Source organism: Kitasatospora sp. NPDC089797 (genome assembly GCF_040684795.1).
Lineage (GTDB): Bacteria > Actinomycetota > Actinomycetes > Streptomycetales > Streptomycetaceae > Kitasatospora.
The window spans coordinates 28,640-46,984 of record NZ_JBFBGS010000019.1; the positions used below are offsets into that span (position 1 = coordinate 28,640).

The window sequence follows — 18,345 nt, forward strand, 5'->3', positions numbered from 1 at the left end:
CGCGGGGCCAACTGCCGGGTGCTACCCGGGTATCACCGGTCCCTACTGACCGGGCGTCACCAGGCCGGACTCGTAGGCCAGGACGACGGCCTGGGCGCGGTCGCGCAGGTCGAGCTTGGCGAGGATGCGGCCGATGTGGGTCTTGACGGTCTGTTCGGCGAGCACCAGTTGCCCGGCGATCTCCTGGTTGGACAGGCCGCGGGCGATCAGCTCCAGCACCTCGGTCTCCCGCGGGGTCAGGCCGTTGAGCCGCAGCTTGGGGTCGCGGCGCCGGGCGGGCCGGTTGCGGGCGAAGTCGGCGATCAGCCGCCGGGTGACCGAGGGGGCGAGCAGTGCCTCGCCGGCCGCGACCACCCGGACCGCGGCGATCAGGTCGGCGGGCGGGGCGTCCTTGAGCAGGAAGCCGCTGGCCCCGGCGCGCAGCGCCTCGTAGACGTAGTCGTCCACGTCGAAGGTGGTCAGCATCAGCACCTTGGGCCGGTGGGCACCGGGGACTTCGGGGTCGAGCAGCCGCCGGGTGGCCTCCAGGCCGTCCATGACGGGCATCCGGACGTCCATCAGCACCACGTCCGGGTGGGTGCGGCCGGTGACCTCCAGGGACTGGGCGCCGTCCGCCGCGTCCCCCACCACGTCGATGTCGCTCTGGGCGTTGAGCAGCGCGGCGAAGCCGGCCCGCACCATGGCCTGGTCGTCGACGATGATCACGCGGATGGTCATGCGGTTGTCTCCTGGAGTGGGTCGAGCGGCAGGACGGCGGCCACCTTGAAGCCACCGTCCGGCAGCGGGCCGGTGTCCAGCCTGCCATCGAGCAGCCGCACGCGTTCGCGCATTCCGACCAGGCCCTGCCCGGTGCCCTCGACCGAGGCCTCCAGCGACTCGGTGCGCTGCGGCGGGGGCGCGTTGACCACGGTGAGCCGCAGTTCCGGGCCGTCCGCCGAGAGCGACACCCAGGTGCGGGCGCCGGGGGCGTGCCGGACCACGTTGGCCAGCGCCTCCTGGACGATCCGGTAGGCGGAGAGCGCGACGGCCTGCGGCACCCGGTCGGCCAGCCCGTCGCCGACGGTCAGTTCGGCGGGCACCCCGGCCCGGCCCACCGTCTCGACCAGTTGGGCGAGTTGGCCGACGCCCGGCTGCGGGGCCTTCTCGCCGCCGGTCTCCTCGCTGCGCAGTACGCCGAGCAGTCGGCGCATCTCGGCCAGCGACTCGCGCGCGGTGCCGGCGATCGCGCCGAACTCCTCGGCGGCGTCGGCCGGGACGTCCGGGATCCGGTACGGCGCGCTGGCGGCCTGCACCGCGATCACCGACATGTGGTGGGCCACCACGTCGTGCAACTCCCGTGCGATCCGGGCGCGTTCCTCCAGCAGGGTGCGCCGTTCGCGCTCCACCTCGCTGATCTGCTCCTGCTCGGTGAGCAGTCGGCGGGCCACCGCGCGGTCCCGCACGGCCCAGCCGAGCAGCAGGACGGCGCCGCTGAGCGCGATCAGCAGCACGGTGGTGCCGTCGCCGGCCCGGGGCAGGCCGAGCGTGGTGGTGAGCACGGTGAGCAGGAAGGTGGCGATCCAGACCGAGACCAGGGTGGCCGCCCGTTCGCGCAGGCCGAGGGCGAGCAGCAGGAAGAGGTAGGCCAGGATCATCGGCGCCGTCCACGGCCAACTGCCCGTCAGCTGGTGGTGGTGGGCGGTGACGACGGCGGTGGTGGTCAGGGTGGCGGCGCTGATCCACCAGGCGGCCAGCGGCCGGGTGATGGCGAGGAGCAGCGGGGCGGTCTGGGCGACGGTGAGCGCGGCGGCCACCGGCAGCACCAGGTCGTAGAACTCGACCAGGCAGACGATCCCGGTGGGGATCAGCGAGGCCTGGAGGATGACCGCGACGGCGTACGGGATCCGGCGCACCCAGCGTCGGCGGGAGGTGCCGAGCAGCGGGGTGTCGTCCTCGCCGGGGGTGGTGAGGTTGCTCCGCAGGAGGTGAAGTTGACGGACGGCGAACCTGCGGGCGGCGGCGGCGGAGAGCGTGTTCATCACGGGCCAGCCTAGGAGGGCGGGCCCGCGCCCGGCGTCGGACTGGAGCGCGAACTTCCGGGGGCTACCCCGGTACGGGGTGATACCCGGGTATGACGCGGGTGCCGTCGGAGGGCGTTGACGGAGGTGCCACGGCCGTCGGTGGCGTCCCGGCCGCGGGAGCCTTCCCGGCCGTCGGTGGCGTCACGCCCGCCAGTGGCCGGCCAGGGCCGGGCCGAGCTGGTCGAAGTGGCGCTCGATGACGGCGACCATGCCCTCGGGGCCGGCCGGTTCCTGCTCGGCGGTCCAGGACAGGTGGGCTGCGCGCAGCAGGCTGCCGAAGACGGCGGCGAGCACGACCGGGCGCAGGTCCCGGGTCGGGTCCAGCCCCTCGCGCGCGGCGAGCACCTGGACCACCAGCCGCTCCTGTTCGGTGACCCGGCGCAGGTGGGCGGCGAGCAGGGCGGGGGTCTCCTCGATGATCCGGAGCAGTTCGAGGGCGCTGCTGATCGAGCCGTGGCCGCCGGCCTGGGCGTTGCCGAGGTCGCGCCAGGCCTGGACGATCGAGGCGCGCAGGGCCTGGAGCGGGGGCTCCTCGGCCGGGCGCAGGCGCAGGCACTCGATGAAGTAGTCCTCGGCGTCGGCCATCACGGCGAGGGCGACCTCGTCCTTGTTGGCGAAGTAGCGGAAGAAGGTGCGCTGGGAGACGTCGACGGCGGAGGCGATCTCGTCGACGGTGGTGCGGGCGAAGCCCTGGCTGAGGAAGAGCATGTGGGCGGCCTGCACCAGGGCGTCCCGGGTCTGCTGCTTCTTGCGCTCCCGCAGGCCGGGGGCCCGGTCGGCGGCCGCGGGGGCGGGGTGGGGGGTGCGAGCGGCCATGGTGGGGCCTTCCGGGCGCGGGTGTGACGGGTGGGAGCACAACTTTAGCGGTCTGACAAATGTCAGTGCAGGTCAGAAGTCATTGTTTGCCGAATGTCAGCAGCTGTCATAATCTGCGGAAGTGGCGCTCGTCGGCCGGGCACTCGTGGGGACGGGTGGGCCGTCGCAGCGCCACCGCCACGTTCCGATGCCTGCCACGCCCCGGAGGGCCCAGATGAGTCAGTCCGTCGTCAAGAACTCCGCGGCGGGGGCACCGCCGCCGTCGGACCGGCCGGCCGGGGGAGGGCTCAAGGGACACCCCTGGCTGACCCTGCTGACCGTCGCGGTCGGCGTGATGATGGTCGCCCTGGACGGCACGATCGTCGCCATCGCCAACCCGGTGATCCAGGAGAAGCTGGGGGCCGCGCCCTCGGAGATCCAGTGGGTCACCAGCGGCTACCTGCTGGCCCTCGCGGTCTTCCTGATCACCGCGGGCAAGATCGGCGACCGCTTCGGCCACAAGAGCACCTTCCTGGTCGGCGCGGTCGGCTTCGCCGCCACCTCGGCCGCGATCGGCTTCGCGGGCAACATCCAGACCGTGATCGCCTTCCGCGTCCTCCAGGGCCTGTTCGGCGCGCTGCTCCAGCCGGCCGCGCTCGGCCTGCTGCGCGGGGCCTTCCCGGCCGAGCGGCTGAACATGGCGATCGGCATCTGGGGCGGGGTGATCGGCGCCTCCACCGCGGCCGGCCCGATCGTCGGCGGCCTGCTGGTCGAGCACGTCAACTGGGAGTCGGTGTTCTTCATCAACATCCCGGTCGGCCTGATCGCGGTCGCCCTCGGCCTGTGGATCCTCAAGGACGTCCGGGCCGAGAACGCTGCCCGGTCCTTCGACGTGCCGGGCATCGCGCTGCTCTCGGTCGGGATGTTCGCGCTGGTCTTCGGCATCATCAAGGCCCCCGAGTGGGGCTGGGGCGACGCCCGGACGCTGCTGCTGCTGGGCGGCGCAGTGCTGCTGATGGTGCTCTTCGCGCTCTGGCAGAACCGGGCCGCGGAGCCGCTGATCCCGCTCAGCCTGTTCCGCTCGGTGCCGCTGTCGGCGGGCGTGCTGCTGATGGTGCTGATGGCCTTCGCGTTCTTCGGCGCGATCTTCTTCGTGACCTTCTACCTCCAGAACGTGCACGGGATGAAGCCGGTCGACGCCGGCGTCCACCTGCTGCCGATGACCGGCATGATGATCGTCGGCTCGCCGCTGGCGGGCATCGCGATCGGCAAGCTCGGCCCGCGCATCCCGATCATGGCCGGAATGCTGATCACCACCGCCGCGATGTTCGGCATGTCCACCCTGGACACCGGCTCCGGCACCGGCGTGATGTCGCTCTGGTTCGTCCTGATGGGCCTCGGCATCAGCCCGGTCATCGTCGGCGCCACCGAGGTCATCGTCGGCAACGCCCCGATGGAGCTGTCCGGTGTGGCGGGCGGTCTCCAGCAGGCCGCGATGCAGGTCGGCGGCAGCCTGGGCACCGCCGTGCTGGGCGCCCTGATGGCCGCCAAGGTCGGTGACGTGCTGCCCGGCAACTGGGCGAAGGCCGGTCTGCCGCCGGTTCCCGCGGACCAGGCGGACGGCCTCAAGCAGGCCGCCCAGCTGGGCATCGCCCCGCCGGCCCCGCCCGGCACCCCGCAGCAGGCCGTGGACGCGATGGCCGGCGCGGTGCACCAGTCCTTCGTCAGCGGCATGTCGCTGGCCTTCGCGGTGGCCGCCGTGGTGGCCTTCGTGGCCGCCCTGCTGGCCCTGCTGACCCGCCGCGGCGAGACCGACGCGGGCCCGGCCGTGCACATCTGACCGGCACCCGCGCCACGACGGCCCCGGACTCCCCACGGAGTCCGGGGCCGTCGTGCGGTTCGGGCCCGGGTGGGCGCCACCGACGGGGCCGTCGTGCCGGTCAGGCCCGGGTGAGGGCCACCAGCGGGACCGTCCGGGCGTCGGTGCGGAACTCCGCGAACTGCGGCTGGGCGGCGATCTGCCGGGCCCAGAGCGCGTCGTGCTCGGCCGGGTCGACCGGGGTGGCCACGGCCGGGTAGCGCTCGCCGCCGACCTCGACGGTGACCTCCGGGTGGGCGACCAGGTTGCGGTACCAGAGCGGGTCGGTGGCGCTGCCGCCGTTGGAGGCGAAGACCACCAGCCGTGCGCCGTCCCGGAGGTGGACCAGCGGGGTGGTGCGCGGCTCGCCGCTGCGGGCGCCGAGCACGGTCAGCAGCAGCAGCGGCAGGCCGCTGAGCCCGCCGCCCACCACCCCCGCGCGGGCGCGGAACTCGGCGATCACCTCACGGTTGAACTCGCCCGCGCCGTCGGCGGGTTCGGGGTGCGGCCCGGTGCTCTGGTTCGTCATGCGCCGAGGGTAGGACCTGACACCGGTGTGAGGGTCAACCCGCGGGCGCCCGGGGACCGGTGCGACACCGAAGGGACCGGTGCGACACCGAAGGGGCCGGTACGACGCCGAAGGGGCCGGACCCCCGTACGGAGGTCCGGCCCCTTCGGTCACTGGCGGGTGATCAGGCGTCGCCGCCGGCGGCGCCCGGGTCGGCCGCCGTCACGTCCAGCAGCTGGTAGCGGTCGATCGCGTCCTTCAGCGCCGAGCGGTCGATCTTGCCCTGCTTGGCGAGCTCGGTGAGCACGCCGAGGACGACCGACTGCGCGTCGATGTGGAAGAAGCGACGGGCCGCGCCACGGGTGTCGGCGAAGCCGAAGCCGTCGGCGCCCAGCGACTGGTACTGACCGGGCACCCAGCGGGCGATCTGGTCCGGAACGGCGCGCATCCAGTCGGACACGGCGACGAACGGGCCCTCGGCGCCCTGGAGCTTCCGGGTGACGTACGGCACCCGCTGCTGCTCCTCGGGGTGCAGCAGGTTGAACTCCTCGGTCTCCACCGCGTCGCGGCGCAGCTCGTTCCAGGAGGTCGCGGACCAGACGTCGGCCTTGACGTTCCACTCCTCGGCGAGGATGCGCTGGGCCTCCAGGGCCCACGGCACGGCCACGCCGGAGGCGAGGATCTGGGCCGGGATCTGGCCGGCGGTGCCCGGGGCGTACCGGTGCAGACCCTTGAGGATGCCCTCGACGTCCACGTTCTCCGGCTCGGCCGGCATCTTGATCGGCTCGTTGTAGACGGTCATGTAGTAGAACACGTCCTCGCCGTTCGGGTGCTCGGCCGTGGAGCCGTACATCCGACGGAGACCGTCCTGGACGATGTGCGCGATCTCGAAGCCGTACGCCGGGTCGTACGCGACGACGCCGGGGTTGGTCGAGGCCAGCAGGTGCGAGTGGCCGTCGGCGTGCTGCAGGCCCTCACCGGTCAGCGTGGTGCGGCCGGCGGTGGCGCCGATCACGAAGCCGCGGGCCAGCTGGTCGGCCATCTGCCAGAACTGGTCGCCGGTGCGTTGGAACCCGAACATCGAGTAGAAGACGTAGACCGGGATCAGCGGCTCGCCGTGGGTCGCGTAGGACGAGCCCGCGGCGATCAGCGAGGCGGTGCAGCCGGCCTCGGAGATGCCGTCGTGCAGCATCTGGCCGGTCGGCGACTCCTTGTAGGCCAGCAGCAGGTCGCGGTCGACCGACTCGTAGGTCTGGCCCAGCGGGTTGTAGATCTTCGCCGACGGGAACAGCGAGTCCATGCCGAAGGTGCGGTACTCGTCCGGCGCGATCGGCACGAAGCGGTTGCCGATGCCCTTGTCCCGCATCAGGTCCTTGAGCACCCGGACGAACGCCATGGTGGTGGCGATGGTCTGGTTGCCGGAGCCCTTCTTGACCGCCTTGTACGCGTCGTCGCCGGGCAGCACCAGCGGGCGCGGGCGCACCTTGCGGGTGGGCACGTAGCCGCCGAGCTCCCGGCGGCGGTCGTGCATGTACTGGATCTCCTCCGAGTCACGACCCGGGTGGTAGTAGGGCGGGTAGCCCTCGTCCAGCTGCTTGTCGGTGATCGGCAGGTGCAGCCGGTCGCGGAAGCGCTTCAGGTCCTCGACCGTCAGCTTCTTCATCTGGTGGGTGGCGTTGCGGCCCTCGAAGTTGGGGCCCAGCGTCCAGCCCTTGACCGTCTGCGCCAGGATGACCGTCGGCTGGCCCTTGTGCTCGCGGGCGGCCTTGAACGCGGCGTAGACCTTCTTGTGGTCGTGGCCGCCGCGACCCAGGTGCTGGATCTGCTGGTCGGTCATGTTCTCGACCATGGCGCGCAGGCGCAGGTCGCTGCCGAAGAAGTGCTCGCGGATGTAGTCACCGGTCTCGGTGGCGTACGTCTGGAACTGGCCGTCCGGCGTGGTGTTCATCTTGTTCACCAGGACGCCGTCGCGGTCCTGCGCGAGCAGCGGGTCCCAGCTGCGGTCCCAGATGAGCTTGATCACGTTCCAGCCGGCGCCCCGGAACTGGGACTCCAGCTCCTGGATGATCTTGCCGTTGCCGCGGACCGGGCCGTCCAGGCGCTGCAGGTTGCAGTTGACCACGAAGGTCAGGTTGTCCAGGCCCTCGCGGGCGGCCAGCGACAGCTGGCCGAGCGACTCGGGCTCGTCCATCTCGCCGTCGCCGAGGAAGGCGTACACCTGCGAGTCGGAGGTGTCCTTGATGCCCCGGTGCTCCAGGTACCGGTTCATCCGGGCCTGGTAGATCGCGCCGAGCGGGCCGAGGCCCATCGAGACGGTCGGGAACTCCCAGAAGTCCGGCATCAGCCGCGGGTGCGGGTAGCTGGACAGGCCGTACGGCGCCTTCGACTTCTCCTGGCGGAACGCGTCGAGCTGCTGCTCGGTCAGTCGGTCCAGCAGGAAGGCGCGGGCGTAGATGCCGGGGGAGGCGTGACCCTGGAAGAAGATCTGGTCACCGGACTCGCCCTCGGCGTCCTTGCCGCGGAAGAAGTAGTTGAAGCCGACGTCGTACAGCGACGCGGAGGAGGCGAAGGTGGCGATGTGGCCACCGACGCCGATGCCCGGGCGCTGCGCCCGGGAGACCATGACGGCCGCGTTCCAGCGGGTCGCGTTGAGGATCTTGCGCTCGATCTCCTCGTTGCCGGGGAAGAACGGCTCGTCCTTGGTCGCGATGGTGTTGACGTAGTCCGTGCTGCGCATCTCGGGCACGGCGACACGCTTCTCGCGGGCGCGCTCGATCAGCCGCAGCATCAGGTAACGGGCACGCTCACGCCCCCGCTCGTCGATGGCCGCATCGAGCGACTCCAGCCATTCCGCGGTCTCCTCGGGATCGAAGTCCGGGACCTGACTCGGAAGGCCGCCAATGATGATCGGGTTGCGATCGGATCCGGAAGCCACGCTGTTCCTTCACTGTCGGTCGAAACTGAGGTGTGTCGCGCCGCCTCCATCGTGCTACCGCGCTCGGAGATCCGTCATCTCTACCGATCGGTAACCGTTCCGCCTGGTGGGCGGAGCGGTCTGGTGGTGCGCGGTGCGGGCGTCTTCGTCCGCTCGCACACCCCCGGGTGTTACGAAAAGAGGTGGTCCGACCTGGTGTCCCGTCCGCCCGATGGCGGGCGGCCGGGGTGAGGGCCAACAGGAGACTCTACGCCCGCGTACGCGCGGACCCCGAATGCCGTTCGCATCTCGGGCACGCGTACGGCCTGTGGGCCGGGACCACCCGAAGCATCCTTGTCCCATGCAGAGAAGGGCAAATCGGTGTGATTCCCGACACGTCGGACGGCGTGTCCCGGTGCGACACGTCAACCTTTGGAGGGGATCGGGGGTCGGGTACTTGCGCGAACCGCCGCGCCCGTGTGGACTACGGCCACAGCCCCGGCATGGACGCCGGGCCGAATACTGGAGGTTATTCCCGTGAGCGCGACCGCGGACCCCGCGGACAAGTCCAACCCGGCGACCCGTCTCGGCTTCGAAGAGGGCCAGATCGTTCAGGAGCTCGGGTACGACGAAGACACTGACCAGGACCTCCGCGAGGGCATCGAGGAGCTCACCGGTACGGAACTCGTCGACGAGGACTACGACGACGTCGCGGACGCCGTCCTGCTGTGGCACCGCGACGACGACGGGGATCTCACCGACGCCCTCGTCGACGCCCTGGAGTACCTGGCAGAGGGCGGTCTGATCTGGCTGCTGACGCCCAAGACCGGTCGGGACGGCCACATCGAGGCCTCCGACATCGCGGACGCGTCCCGCACCGCCGGTCTCTCGCAGACCAGCTCGATCGCGGTGGCCAAGGACTGGGCGGCCACCCGCCTGGCGACCAAGTCCACGGCGAAGCAGCCCAAGCAGCGCTGAGCGGGCCCCTGAGCCCCGCACCGGGCCCCGCCGGAGTTCTCCCCTCCGGCGGGGCCCGGCGGCTTTCCCGGACCGGCCCGGGGCCCCCTGCCGGGGCCTGCGGGGGTGTGCCGAGCGGGTGCGACGCCCGGGTGGGCGACCGGACGCGCCGGTCCGGCTGAGCTGCAAAGTGTTCGCTCAGGGCGGAAGGAATCAGCCGCCCGGCGGACCGGGTCATCCGTTCGGCGCAACGCCCGTCAACGGATGCGAGGATGGCGCCAGCCGCGCCCCCCGCGCGGCCCGGTGGCCCCGCACTCCCGTGCCGCGCGCCCGCCGGAGGCGCGTCAGAAAGGCCCCGCCCATGGCCGTCGAGGTCGGCACCCAGGCTCCGGACTTCGAGCTCGGCACCCAGCACGGGGAGACGGTCCGGCTGGCCGACTTCCGCGGTGCCAAGCACGTCGTCCTGGTCTTCTACCCGTTCGCCTTCACCGGGGTGTGCACCGGCGAGCTGGGGGCGATCCAGCGCGAGCTGGCCGGGCTGCAGAACGACGACGTCCAGGTGCTCGGCGTCTCCTGCGACTCCCCGTTCTCCCAGCGGGTCTTCGCCGACCGGGAGGGCCTGGAGTTCCCGCTGCTGGCCGACTTCTGGCCGCACGGCGAGGTCACCCGGGCGTACGGCGTGCTGGACGCGGAGAAGGGCTGCCCGCTGCGCGGCACCTTCGTGATCGACAAGGCCGGCACGGTGCGCTGGAGCGTCGTCAACGGCCTCCCGGACGCCCGGGACGAGCAGGAGTACCTGAAGGTCCTCGCCGCCCTCTGAGGCCCGGCCCGGGCTCCGCGCGGCGCCCCGCCGGGCCGGCCGCGACCCTCCCGTCCCGCCCGTTCGACCGTGCGTACGGGAACCCGGCACTACGCTCGGGCCGTTGGCGGAGTGCGGCGTACGTCCGTTTTCGACGGGCGTCGCCCCGAACCGCACCACCGGGGGCACCGACCGTGCCTCCCGATTCTTGGAGGACACGTGGGAGTCAGCCTCAGCAAGGGCGGCAACGTCTCGCTCACCAAGGAGGCCCCCGGGCTCCAGGCCGTCATCGTCGGCCTGGGCTGGGACGTCCGGACCACCACCGGGACGGACTTCGACCTGGACGCCAGCGCGCTGCTCTGCAACGAGCAGGGCAAGGTCGGCTCGGACGGGAACTTCGTGTTCTTCAACAACCTGAAGAGCCCGGACGGCTCGGTCGAGCACACCGGTGACAACCGGACCGGCGAGGGCGAGGGCGACGACGAGGCGATCAAGGTCAACCTGGCCGCCGTCCCCGCCGACGTGCAGAAGATCGTCTTCCCGGTGTCGATCTACGACGCCGAGGGCTCGGGCCAGAACTTCGGCCAGGTGCGCAACGCGTTCATCCGGGTGGTGAACCAGGCGAACAACGTGGAGCTGGCGCGCTACGACCTCTCCGAGGACGCCTCCACCGAGACCGCGATGGTCTTCGGCGAGCTGTACCGCAACGGCGGCGAGTGGAAGTTCCGCGCCATCGGCCAGGGCTACGCCTCCGGCTTGCGCGGCATCGCCCAGGACTTCGGCGTCAACGTCTGAGCCCTCGTGCGGCGCGGTGGCGCTTGGGCGCTTGGGTGCTTCGGTGTTGCCGCGCTGACGCGGTGCAGCGCTGCCGCGCAAGGGAGTTGCGGGTGACCCCCGGGGCGGCCCCGGACCTTTCGAGGTCCGGGGCCGCCCCGGCTTCGTCGGGGCCCGGTGCGCTGCGAGGATGTGAGTTCAGGAAGTTCAGCCGGCCGAAGCGGGCCGGCCGGGGCCGCGGGGGACTAAACCTGTATGGCGCCCCGGGAGAAGCAAGGGAGGAAGAACACCATGGTGGTCACGCTCGCCAAGGGCGGGAACGTCTCGCTCACCAAGGCCGCGCCGAACCTGACGCAGGTCCGGATCGGCCTCGGCTGGTCCGCCCGTTCGACCACGGGCGCACCGTTCGACCTCGACGCGAGTGCCCTGATCTGTGGTGGTGGGCGGGTGCTCGGTGACGAGTACTTCGTCTTCTACAACAACCTCAAGAGCCCCGAGGGCTCGGTGGAGCACCAGGGCGACAACCTCGTGGGCGGCGACGACACGGGCGACGACGAGCTGGTCCTGGTCAACCTGGAGCTGGTCCCGGCCCAGGCGGACAAGGTGGTGTTCGCGGTCTCGATCTACGAGGCCGAGGCCCGGCTGCAGAACTTCGGGCAGGTGCGCAACGCCTACATCCGGGTCGTCAACTCCGTCGACGGCCAGGAGATCGCGCGCTACGACCTGTCGGAGGACGCCTCCGCCGAGACCGCGATGATCTTCGGCGAGCTGTACCGGTACGCGGGCGAGTGGAAGTTCCGCGCGGTGGGCCAGGGCTACGCCTCCGGCCTGCGCGGAATCGCGCTCGACTTCGGCGTCAACGTACAGTAAGGGTGCAAATCGGATATATCGCACGCGACCATCGATCAACGATCAGATGATCAACGATCAAACGATCATGAGAATAGAGGGCAGTGCGGGGGTGACCTGACCGGGCCCGGCCCGGTCAGGCGTCTCGGGACCAGGCCGACCCCGGCACGGCCAGAACCCGAAAGGTAGCCAACTCCCGTGTTCCTCCGCACATTCGGCTGGTCGTTCGCGATCACCGCACTGGGCCTGATCGCGGCCGGACTGCTCTGGGGAGCCCAAGGCTTCGGCATCGTGCTGATCCTCTCCATCCTGGAGATCTCCCTCTCCTTCGACAACGCGGTGGTCAACGCCACGGTGTTGAAGCGGATGAACCCGTACTGGCAGAAGATCTTCCTGACGGTCGGTGTGCTGATCGCCGTCTTCGGGATGCGCCTGGTCTTCCCGCTCCTGGTGGTCGGCCTCACCGCGAAGCTGAACCCGGCGACGGTGATCGACCTCGCGCTGCACTCCGACCGCACCCACGACGGCCTCACCTACGGCCAGTACCTGGAGGCGGCCAACCCGGCCATCGCGGCCTTCGGCGGCGTCTTCCTGTTGATGATCTTCCTCGACTTCGTGTTCGACGAGAAGGAGCACAACTGGCTGGGCTGGCTGGAGCGCCCGCTGGAGAAGGTCGGCAAGCTGGACGCCCTCTCCAGCGTCGTCGCGCTGGTCGCGCTGGTGCTGGCCTCGCGCTTCTTCGCGGCCGAGCACGCCGAAACCGTTCTGCTCGCCGGGGTGCTCGGCCTGATCACCTACCTCGCGGTCGGCGGCCTGTCCTCGATCTTCGAATCGGGTCTGGACGAGGAGGCCGAGCGCGAGGAGGAGGCCGAGAAGTCCGGCAAGTCGATCGTCCAGGTCGCCGGCAAGGCCGCGTTCTTCCTCTTCCTCTACCTGGAGGTGCTGGACGCGTCGTTCTCCTTCGACGGCGTGGTCGGCGCCTTCGCGGTCTCCAACGACATCTTCCAGATCACCCTGGGCCTCGGCATCGGCGCGATGTACATCCGCTCGCTGACCGTCTTCCTGGTCCGCAAGGGCACCCTGGACGACTACGTCTACCTGGAGCACGGCGCGCACTACGCGATCGGCGCGCTCGCGGTGATCCTGCTGGTCGGGATCAAGTACCACATCCCGGAGATCGTCACCGGCCTGATCGGGGTCGCCTTCATCGGGTTGGCGCTGGCCTCCTCGGTGCTGCGCAACCGGCGCGAGGGCGCCGACCCGGAGCGGGAACTGGTCGGCAGCGAACGGTAGTTCGTCGAGCGTACGAAGCGGCCGCCCCCGGGGTTCCGGGGGCGGCCGCTTCGTGTCCGCGCTGTTCCTGCGGTGGGGCTGTGGTGCGGTGCTGTGGTGCCCTGGTGGTGCGTGTGGTGGCGCCGGGGTCAGCCCAGCTGCTGCTCGATCGCGCGCAGCTTGCGCTCCAGCGAGTCCAGCTTCGGCATCGCCAGGGTGTCGTCGTCGGCCGTCAGGTCGATGGTCGAGCTGCGGTAGGACGACGAGGACGAGTAGGAGGACGACGAGGAGGCGGTCGACGAGCTGGGCGACGAGGTCGAGCCCGTCGTGGCGGAGGTCGAGGAGTAGGACGAACCGACGGCGGTCCGCGACCGGTAGCCGGAGTCCAGGGCGGCCGACCCCGAGGAGCCCGTCGAGGCGGACGAACCGTACGGGGCGGACGAGGTGTAGCGGTCCTGCGCGGTCGAGGCGGTGTGGTCGCTCTCGGCGGCTAGGGCAGGCTCCGTAGCGCTCGGGCCGTCTCCGGCCGCCGTGAGCGCGGGCACCTGACGCCCGCCGCGGGCCCGGGCGAGCATGCCGCCCTGGCGGGAGATGGCCTTCAGCTCGGCCCGCTCGCGGCGGTCGGCGGAACGGGCGCGCACCTTGGCGTCCATCTTCGCCTGGCGCTCCTCGCGCACCTCCTCGACCGCCTCGTCCAGGCTGCGGACGTTCTCCAGCAGCATCAGCGACCAGGCCGCGTAGGTCTCGCGCGGGGCGCGCAGCCAGCGGACGATGCGGATCTGCGGCAGCGGGCGCGGCACCAGGCCCTGCTCGCGCAGCGCGGCCTTGCGGGTCTGCTTCAGCGCCCGGTCGAACAGGATCGCGGCCGAGATCGACATGCCGGAGAAGAACTGCGGGGCGCCGGCGTGGCCGTCGCCGCGCGGGGCGTGCACCCAGTTGAACCAGGCCGAGGCGATCGCGAACACCCAGACCAGCAGCCGGGAGCCGAGCGCGGCGTCACCGTGGCTGGCCTCGCGGACGGCGAGCACCGAGCAGAACATCGCGGCGCCGTCCAGGCCGAACGGGACGAGGTACTCCCAACCCCCGGAGAGGCCCAGGTTCTCGATGCCGAAGCCCACCAGGCCGTGGAACGACAGCGCGGCCGCGACGCCGGCGCAGCAGAACAGCAGGGTGTACGAGGAGATGCCGTAGATCATCTCCTTGCGGCGGCGACGCTCCTCGCTGCGCTCCCAGGAGTCGCCGGCCTCGTCCTTCTTCGAGCTCTTGAATCGCAGCGTCGCCATCAGGATGGCGACGAACAGCAGGGCTGCGCCGCCGACGACGGTCCAGACCAGCTGTATGGAGGTCAGGTTCATTGCGGGTCGGGCCTCGGGTTTCCGCAGGGGACAGGTACTCGGTGCGACACAGGCGGTCAGGCCCCGCCGCGCGGGCACTGCCTGACGGTTCGTTCGTCACCGCACGGCGTGCCCACCGCGCCCGCGCGGGGGCGGACGGGACACCTGTGCGGCTAGACGATATCGCGTCCGAAGGGGCGGCATGTTACGGGAGGGCGGCTTCCTCGGGCCAATCGACCCGCCGGTTGGCGCCACGGGTGCGCGGGAGCCTCCCGGCGGGGTAGGGAAAGGGGAGGTCCGGCTATCCGCGGACCGGGGTGATGCCCGATCATGGACCGGCGGATCGTCAGATGGCCGGACCCGGTCGTCGGATCGCCGAATCGCCGCATCACCGATTCGTCGACGCGTCGAACCCCGGAACTCCGGGCGAAGGCAGGGGGAGAGGACGGGATGGTCTCGATCTGGGAGTACCTGCGCGGGGACAAGAGCTACACCTTCGACAACCCGGGCGCGCAGCACAAGGTCACGCTCACCAAGTCGGCGCCGCAGCACGCGATCACCGGCTCCGCCGCCACCACCGGCTACCTCTACGTCAACCTGCACTGGACCATGCGTCCGGGGAGCAGCCGGCCGAGCGGCGGGGACAGCGTCAAGCGGTTCTTCAGCCCGCGGATCTTCCGCCCGCTGGAGCCGGACTCGCCGGGGAGCAACGAGCAGGTGAACGTCGACCTCGACCTGGCCTGCATGTACGAACTCTCCGACGGCACCTGCGGCGTGGTGCAGCCGCTCGGTGAACTCTTCGGCGACCTGCGGGAACCGCCGTACATCAAGCTCAGCGGCGACGACCAGTACGGGGCGCCGTCCGGCGAGACGATGTACGTCAACCTGGAGAAGAAGGACAAGTTCAAGCGGCTGCTGATCTTCGTCTACATCTACGACGGCACCCCGGCCTTCGAGCAGACCCACGCGGTGATAACGATCGTGCCGCAGACCGGGCCGCGGATCGAGATCAAGCTGGACGAACGGGCCCGGGCGGCGCGCTCCTGCGCGGTGGTGCTGATCGAGAACGGCGGGGACAACCAGCTGACGGTGCGCCGCGAAGTGCGGTACGTCAACGGGTTCCAGGCGGACATCGACCGGCTGTACGGCTTCGGGATGCAGTGGCAGCGGGGGTACAAGGGGCAGCAGCCGGGGCGTTCGGACTGAGCCCCGGCGCGGGGTTCGGGGTTCGGCCCCGGCTCGGGGTTCGGACTCGGCCGGGGTTCCGTCGGCTCAGTGGGGCTGGAACTGCGGGCCCTGCGGGGGGAGCGCGAACTCCTCGCCGGGCGCGGCCGGCGCTGCCGTCGTCGGGGCCGGCGCGGGGGGCTGCGGCGGGACGGGCGGTTGCTGGCCGGTGCCGGGCTGCTGTTGCGGGTAGCCGTAGCCGCCGGGGTGGTGCGGCTGGGCCTGGGGTGCCTGAGGAGCCTGAGGCGCTTGGGGGTAGCCGTAGCCGGTGCCCGCCTGGGGGTGCGGCTGCGGTGGGTACGGCTGGTTGGGCTGGGGGTAGCCGTAACCGGTCGCGGGGGGTTGCTGTGGGTAGCCGTAACCGGTGCCGGGCTGGGACTGAGGCGGGGACTGGGGCTGGTGCTGCGGCTGGTGCTGCGGTGCCTGGGGGTAGCCGTAGCCGCCCGGGCGGTGGGTCGGCGGCGCGGGTGGGGCCTGCGGGGCCGGGGGAACGTTCGGGGGCACGGTGGGCGGGGCCACCGGCGGGGGAGGCGGGGTCGCCGGACCGTTCGCGGCGGTGGTGGACGCGGGGGACGCGGCGGTGGCCGCGGCGGCCGCGGCGGGTGCGGGCGTCGACGTCCGCGCCCGCGTCGACGCAGGGGGCCGGCCGTGCGGGACGGCCGGCGTGAGGGTGAAGGTGCCGGGCTCGGGCCGGGACTCGGCGTGCCGGTCGGGCCCGGGGGTGGCGCGCGGGTCGATCGCACCGGTGGTGGCGGCGGTGGTCGCGGGTGCCGGGGCGCCCGGGGCCGAAGGGGCGGCCGGATCCTCCGCCTCGTCGTCGACGGTGATGCCGAAGTCGGTGGCCAGGCCGATCAGTCCGGAGGTGTAGCCCTGGCCGATCGCCCGGAACTTCCAGGTCCCGTTGCGCCGGTAGAGCTCGCCCGCGACCAGGGCGGAGACGTTCTCGGCGTCGGCGATCGCGAACTCGGCCAGCGCGGACGCGCCTTCACCGGTCGAGGCGTCGAACAGCAGCAGTCGCAGCCCCGGGACGGCACGGAACGGCCCGCCCTCGGAGGAACCGGACAGCACCACCCGGTCCACCTCGGCGGGCAGCTTGGCGAGTTCGATCTCGACCGTGTCGATGATCTCGGCGCCGCCGGAGGTGTGCTGCTTGGGCAGGTGGCGCACCATCCCGGAGGGGTGCCGCGGCTGGTTGTAGAAGACGAAGTCGGCGTCCGAACGGACCTTGCCGTTGGCGCCGAGCAGCAGCGCGGACGCGTCCACGTCCGGCGCACCGGGCGTGGCGCTCCAGCGCAGCACGGCGCGGACCGCCGCCGCCGGCAGTGCGATGTTGGCGCCCTTGGCCATCACGTGCGTCATAGCCGACCATCCTGCCTGTTCGCCACCCCTTCGGACAACGTGACCGGGACCGTCGGTCCGGGGTCGGACTTTGCCAAGAATTGCGTCGGATCGAGGTTTGCGGCCGGGGTCCCCCCGATCGTCGGGCGGCCGGTGCGCGCCGGTCCGGCGTCCGCGGCGGCGTACCGGGAGGCGTACCCGATGGTCCGGCGGCCGCGCCGGATGTTCCGGGAGTTCAGTGCCCCGGCGCCGGAAACGGCCGGAAACCGTTCGTACGATGGGCGTTCGAAGAGGTCTCCGGGGCCGGCTCCGGGGCCGGTGGAAGGGGGTCCGTCCGCGGTGCGTCCGGGTGGGGCCGCGGGCCGGAGGCCGTCCACCCCGAGGAGGGCACCTTGCGCCATTTCGGCCACCTCGCCGACGACGTCCGGTCCCGGCTGTTCCTGGAGCAACCGCGGACGTTCACCGCGCGGAGCGCGCCCGCGGTGCTCGCCACCGCCCTCGGCGGCACCCTCTACAGCCCCGCCACCAGGCCCGCCCTGGCCGCCGACATCCGGAAGCAGGCGGCGCGGGGCGTGGTCTCGATGGTGCTCTGCCTGGAGGACGCGATCGCCGACCACGAGGTGGGCGCGGGTGAGCGGAACCTGGTCGAGCAGCTGACCGACCTGGTCAATGATTTCACCGATCCCACACACGATCATCCACTTCTCTTCATCAGAGTCCGGGCTGCCGAGCAGATCCTCGACCTGGTCGAGCGGCTCGGCCCGGCCGTCGGACTGCTCAGCGGCTTCGTGCTGCCCAAGTTCACCCCCTGCGGCGGCGGCGCCTACCTGGCCGCCCTCGCCGCCGCCGAGGCCGCCACCGGGCGGCGGCTGTTCGCCATGCCCGTCCTGGAGTCGCCCGAACTCGCCCACCTGGAGACCCGCCGGGAGCAGCTCTTCGGCATCGCCGAACTGCTCGCCGGTCATCGCGAGCGGGTGCTCGCCGTGCGGCTCGGCGTCACCGACCTCTGTTCCGCGTACGGGCTGCGGCGCTCGCCCGACCTCACCGCGTACGACGTGGCGCTGGTCGCGTCGGTGGTCGCGGACGTGGTCAACGTGCTCGGTCGGGCGGACGGCACCGGGTACACCGTGACTGGCCCGGTCTGGGAGTACTTCCCGGTGCAGGAGCGGATGTTCAAGCCCCAGCTGCGCCGCACCCCGTTCGCCGCCACCGCCGGAACCGACCGCGCCTCCGGGGAGGAGGTCCGCCGCCGGATCATCGAGCACGACCTGGACGGGCTCCTCCGGGAGCTCGAACTCGACCGTGCCAACGGCCTGTTGGGCAAGACCTGCATCCACCCCAGCCACGTCCCGGCGGTGCACGCGCTCTCCGTGGTCACCCACGAGGAGTACTGCGACGCCCGCGACATCCTCCGGCAGGAGCAGGACGGCGGCGGGGTGCTGCGCTCGGCGTACACCAACAAGATGAACGAGTCCCGGCCGCACCGCGCCTGGGCGGAGCGGGTGCTGCTGCGGGCGGAGGTCTTCGGAGTCGCCCGGGAGGACGTGAGCTTCGCGGAGCTGTTGTCGGCCTGTCTGTGCGGCTGACCCCTGACCGACCGAAGCGCGCGGCGGCCGACGGCCCTGCCCGCGTGAACCGACGAGCACCATCGAAGGCGGGACCA

General features: G+C 71.6%; 15 protein-coding genes. 8 read left to right on the plus strand and 7 right to left on the minus strand.

What is annotated here, in order from left to right; genetic code table 11:
• Positions 1-42 precede the first annotated feature (42 nt).
• The 3 genes from AB0O91_RS17165 to AB0O91_RS17175 form a co-directional block, all read right to left on the minus strand.
• Complete coding sequence (locus AB0O91_RS17165) at positions 43-717, minus strand: response regulator transcription factor (protein WP_363433293.1); 675 nt, start codon at positions 715-717, stop codon at positions 43-45.
• The gene (locus tag AB0O91_RS17170) at positions 714-2,018 is read right to left on the minus strand and encodes a sensor histidine kinase (RefSeq protein WP_363433296.1); all 1,305 of its coding nucleotides are present in this window, start codon (positions 2,016-2,018) and stop codon (positions 714-716) included. Before AB0O91_RS17170 ends, AB0O91_RS17165 begins: the two co-directional genes overlap by 4 nt.
• Before the next feature lie 183 nt (positions 2,019-2,201).
• A complete protein-coding gene (locus tag AB0O91_RS17175) occupies positions 2,202-2,876 on the minus strand; it encodes a TetR family transcriptional regulator (protein ID WP_363433299.1) in 675 nt (224 codons plus the stop codon).
• 214 nt (positions 2,877-3,090) lie between these two features.
• On the opposite strand from AB0O91_RS17175, the gene AB0O91_RS17180 reads away from it, so the two are divergent.
• Positions 3,091-4,695: an MFS transporter gene (locus tag AB0O91_RS17180; protein WP_363433301.1), complete on the plus strand. Its 1,605-nt coding sequence runs from the start codon at positions 3,091-3,093 to the stop codon at positions 4,693-4,695.
• A gap of 100 nt (positions 4,696-4,795) precedes the next feature.
• Here AB0O91_RS17180 and AB0O91_RS17185 read toward each other — a convergent pair whose 3' ends face one another.
• Both AB0O91_RS17185 and aceE read right to left on the minus strand, forming a co-directional pair.
• The gene (locus tag AB0O91_RS17185; RefSeq protein WP_363433304.1) at positions 4,796-5,242 is read right to left on the minus strand and encodes a nitroreductase/quinone reductase family protein; all 447 of its coding nucleotides are present in this window, start codon (positions 5,240-5,242) and stop codon (positions 4,796-4,798) included.
• 163 nt (positions 5,243-5,405) lie between these two features.
• The gene (gene aceE / locus AB0O91_RS17190; RefSeq protein ID WP_363433307.1) at positions 5,406-8,156 is read right to left on the minus strand and encodes a pyruvate dehydrogenase (acetyl-transferring), homodimeric type; all 2,751 of its coding nucleotides are present in this window, start codon (positions 8,154-8,156) and stop codon (positions 5,406-5,408) included.
• 516 nt (positions 8,157-8,672) lie between these two features.
• On the opposite strand from aceE, the gene AB0O91_RS17195 reads away from it, so the two are divergent.
• From AB0O91_RS17195 to AB0O91_RS17215, 5 genes are all read left to right on the plus strand, one after another.
• Complete coding sequence (locus AB0O91_RS17195; RefSeq protein WP_363433310.1) at positions 8,673-9,113, plus strand: DUF3052 domain-containing protein; 441 nt, start codon at positions 8,673-8,675, stop codon at positions 9,111-9,113.
• A gap of 340 nt (positions 9,114-9,453) precedes the next feature.
• A complete protein-coding gene (locus AB0O91_RS17200; RefSeq protein WP_363433312.1) occupies positions 9,454-9,912 on the plus strand; it encodes a peroxiredoxin in 459 nt (152 codons plus the stop codon).
• 198 nt (positions 9,913-10,110) lie between these two features.
• Entirely contained in the window at positions 10,111-10,686 is a 576-nt protein-coding gene (locus tag AB0O91_RS17205) for a TerD family protein (RefSeq protein ID WP_363433315.1), read from the plus strand.
• 270 nt (positions 10,687-10,956) lie between these two features.
• Positions 10,957-11,535: a TerD family protein gene (locus AB0O91_RS17210; protein ID WP_363433318.1), complete on the plus strand. Its 579-nt coding sequence runs from the start codon at positions 10,957-10,959 to the stop codon at positions 11,533-11,535.
• A gap of 177 nt (positions 11,536-11,712) precedes the next feature.
• Positions 11,713-12,807 (plus strand): DUF475 domain-containing protein, encoded by a 1,095-nt coding sequence (locus tag AB0O91_RS17215; protein ID WP_363433321.1) that lies wholly within the window; start codon positions 11,713-11,715, stop codon positions 12,805-12,807.
• 128 nt (positions 12,808-12,935) lie between these two features.
• On the opposite strand, the gene AB0O91_RS17220 is transcribed toward AB0O91_RS17215, so the two are convergent.
• A complete protein-coding gene (locus AB0O91_RS17220; protein WP_363433323.1) occupies positions 12,936-14,141 on the minus strand; it encodes a DUF2637 domain-containing protein in 1,206 nt (401 codons plus the stop codon).
• Positions 14,142-14,570: 429 nt separating this feature from the next.
• Here AB0O91_RS17220 and AB0O91_RS17225 point away from each other — a divergent pair, with 429 nt between their 5' ends.
• Positions 14,571-15,326 (plus strand): Tellurium resistance, encoded by a 756-nt coding sequence (locus AB0O91_RS17225; RefSeq protein ID WP_363433325.1) that lies wholly within the window; start codon positions 14,571-14,573, stop codon positions 15,324-15,326.
• 66 nt (positions 15,327-15,392) lie between these two features.
• Here the strand turns inward: AB0O91_RS17225 and AB0O91_RS17230 are convergent, their stop codons facing one another.
• Positions 15,393-16,703: a TerD family protein gene (locus AB0O91_RS17230; RefSeq protein WP_363433327.1), complete on the minus strand. Its 1,311-nt coding sequence runs from the start codon at positions 16,701-16,703 to the stop codon at positions 15,393-15,395.
• 371 nt (positions 16,704-17,074) lie between these two features.
• On the opposite strand from AB0O91_RS17230, the gene AB0O91_RS17235 reads away from it, so the two are divergent.
• Entirely contained in the window at positions 17,075-18,268 is a 1,194-nt protein-coding gene (locus AB0O91_RS17235) for an HpcH/HpaI aldolase/citrate lyase family protein (RefSeq protein WP_363433329.1), read from the plus strand.
• Positions 18,269-18,345: the final 77 nt, after the last annotated feature.

Bases quoted from the DNA above. Each gene is read 5' to 3' on its own strand.
- AB0O91_RS17225 (WP_363433325.1), top strand. From the start codon at position 14,571: ATGGTCTCGATCTGGGAGTACCTGCGCGGGGACAAGAGCTACACCTTC.
- AB0O91_RS17200 (WP_363433312.1), top strand. From the start codon at position 9,454: ATGGCCGTCGAGGTCGGCACCCAGGCTCCGGACTTCGAGCTCGGCACC.
- AB0O91_RS17170 (WP_363433296.1), bottom strand. From the start codon at position 2,018: ATGAACACGCTCTCCGCCGCCGCCGCCCGCAGGTTCGCCGTCCGTCAA.
- AB0O91_RS17230 (WP_363433327.1), bottom strand. From the start codon at position 16,703: ATGACGCACGTGATGGCCAAGGGCGCCAACATCGCACTGCCGGCGGCG.
- AB0O91_RS17185 (WP_363433304.1), bottom strand. From the start codon at position 5,242: ATGACGAACCAGAGCACCGGGCCGCACCCCGAACCCGCCGACGGCGCG.
- AB0O91_RS17210 (WP_363433318.1), top strand. From the start codon at position 10,957: ATGGTGGTCACGCTCGCCAAGGGCGGGAACGTCTCGCTCACCAAGGCC.
- AB0O91_RS17175 (WP_363433299.1), bottom strand. From the start codon at position 2,876: ATGGCCGCTCGCACCCCCCACCCCGCCCCCGCGGCCGCCGACCGGGCC.
- AB0O91_RS17165 (WP_363433293.1), bottom strand. From the start codon at position 717: ATGACCATCCGCGTGATCATCGTCGACGACCAGGCCATGGTGCGGGCC.
- AB0O91_RS17220 (WP_363433323.1), bottom strand. From the start codon at position 14,141: ATGAACCTGACCTCCATACAGCTGGTCTGGACCGTCGTCGGCGGCGCA.
- AB0O91_RS17180 (WP_363433301.1), top strand. From the start codon at position 3,091: ATGAGTCAGTCCGTCGTCAAGAACTCCGCGGCGGGGGCACCGCCGCCG.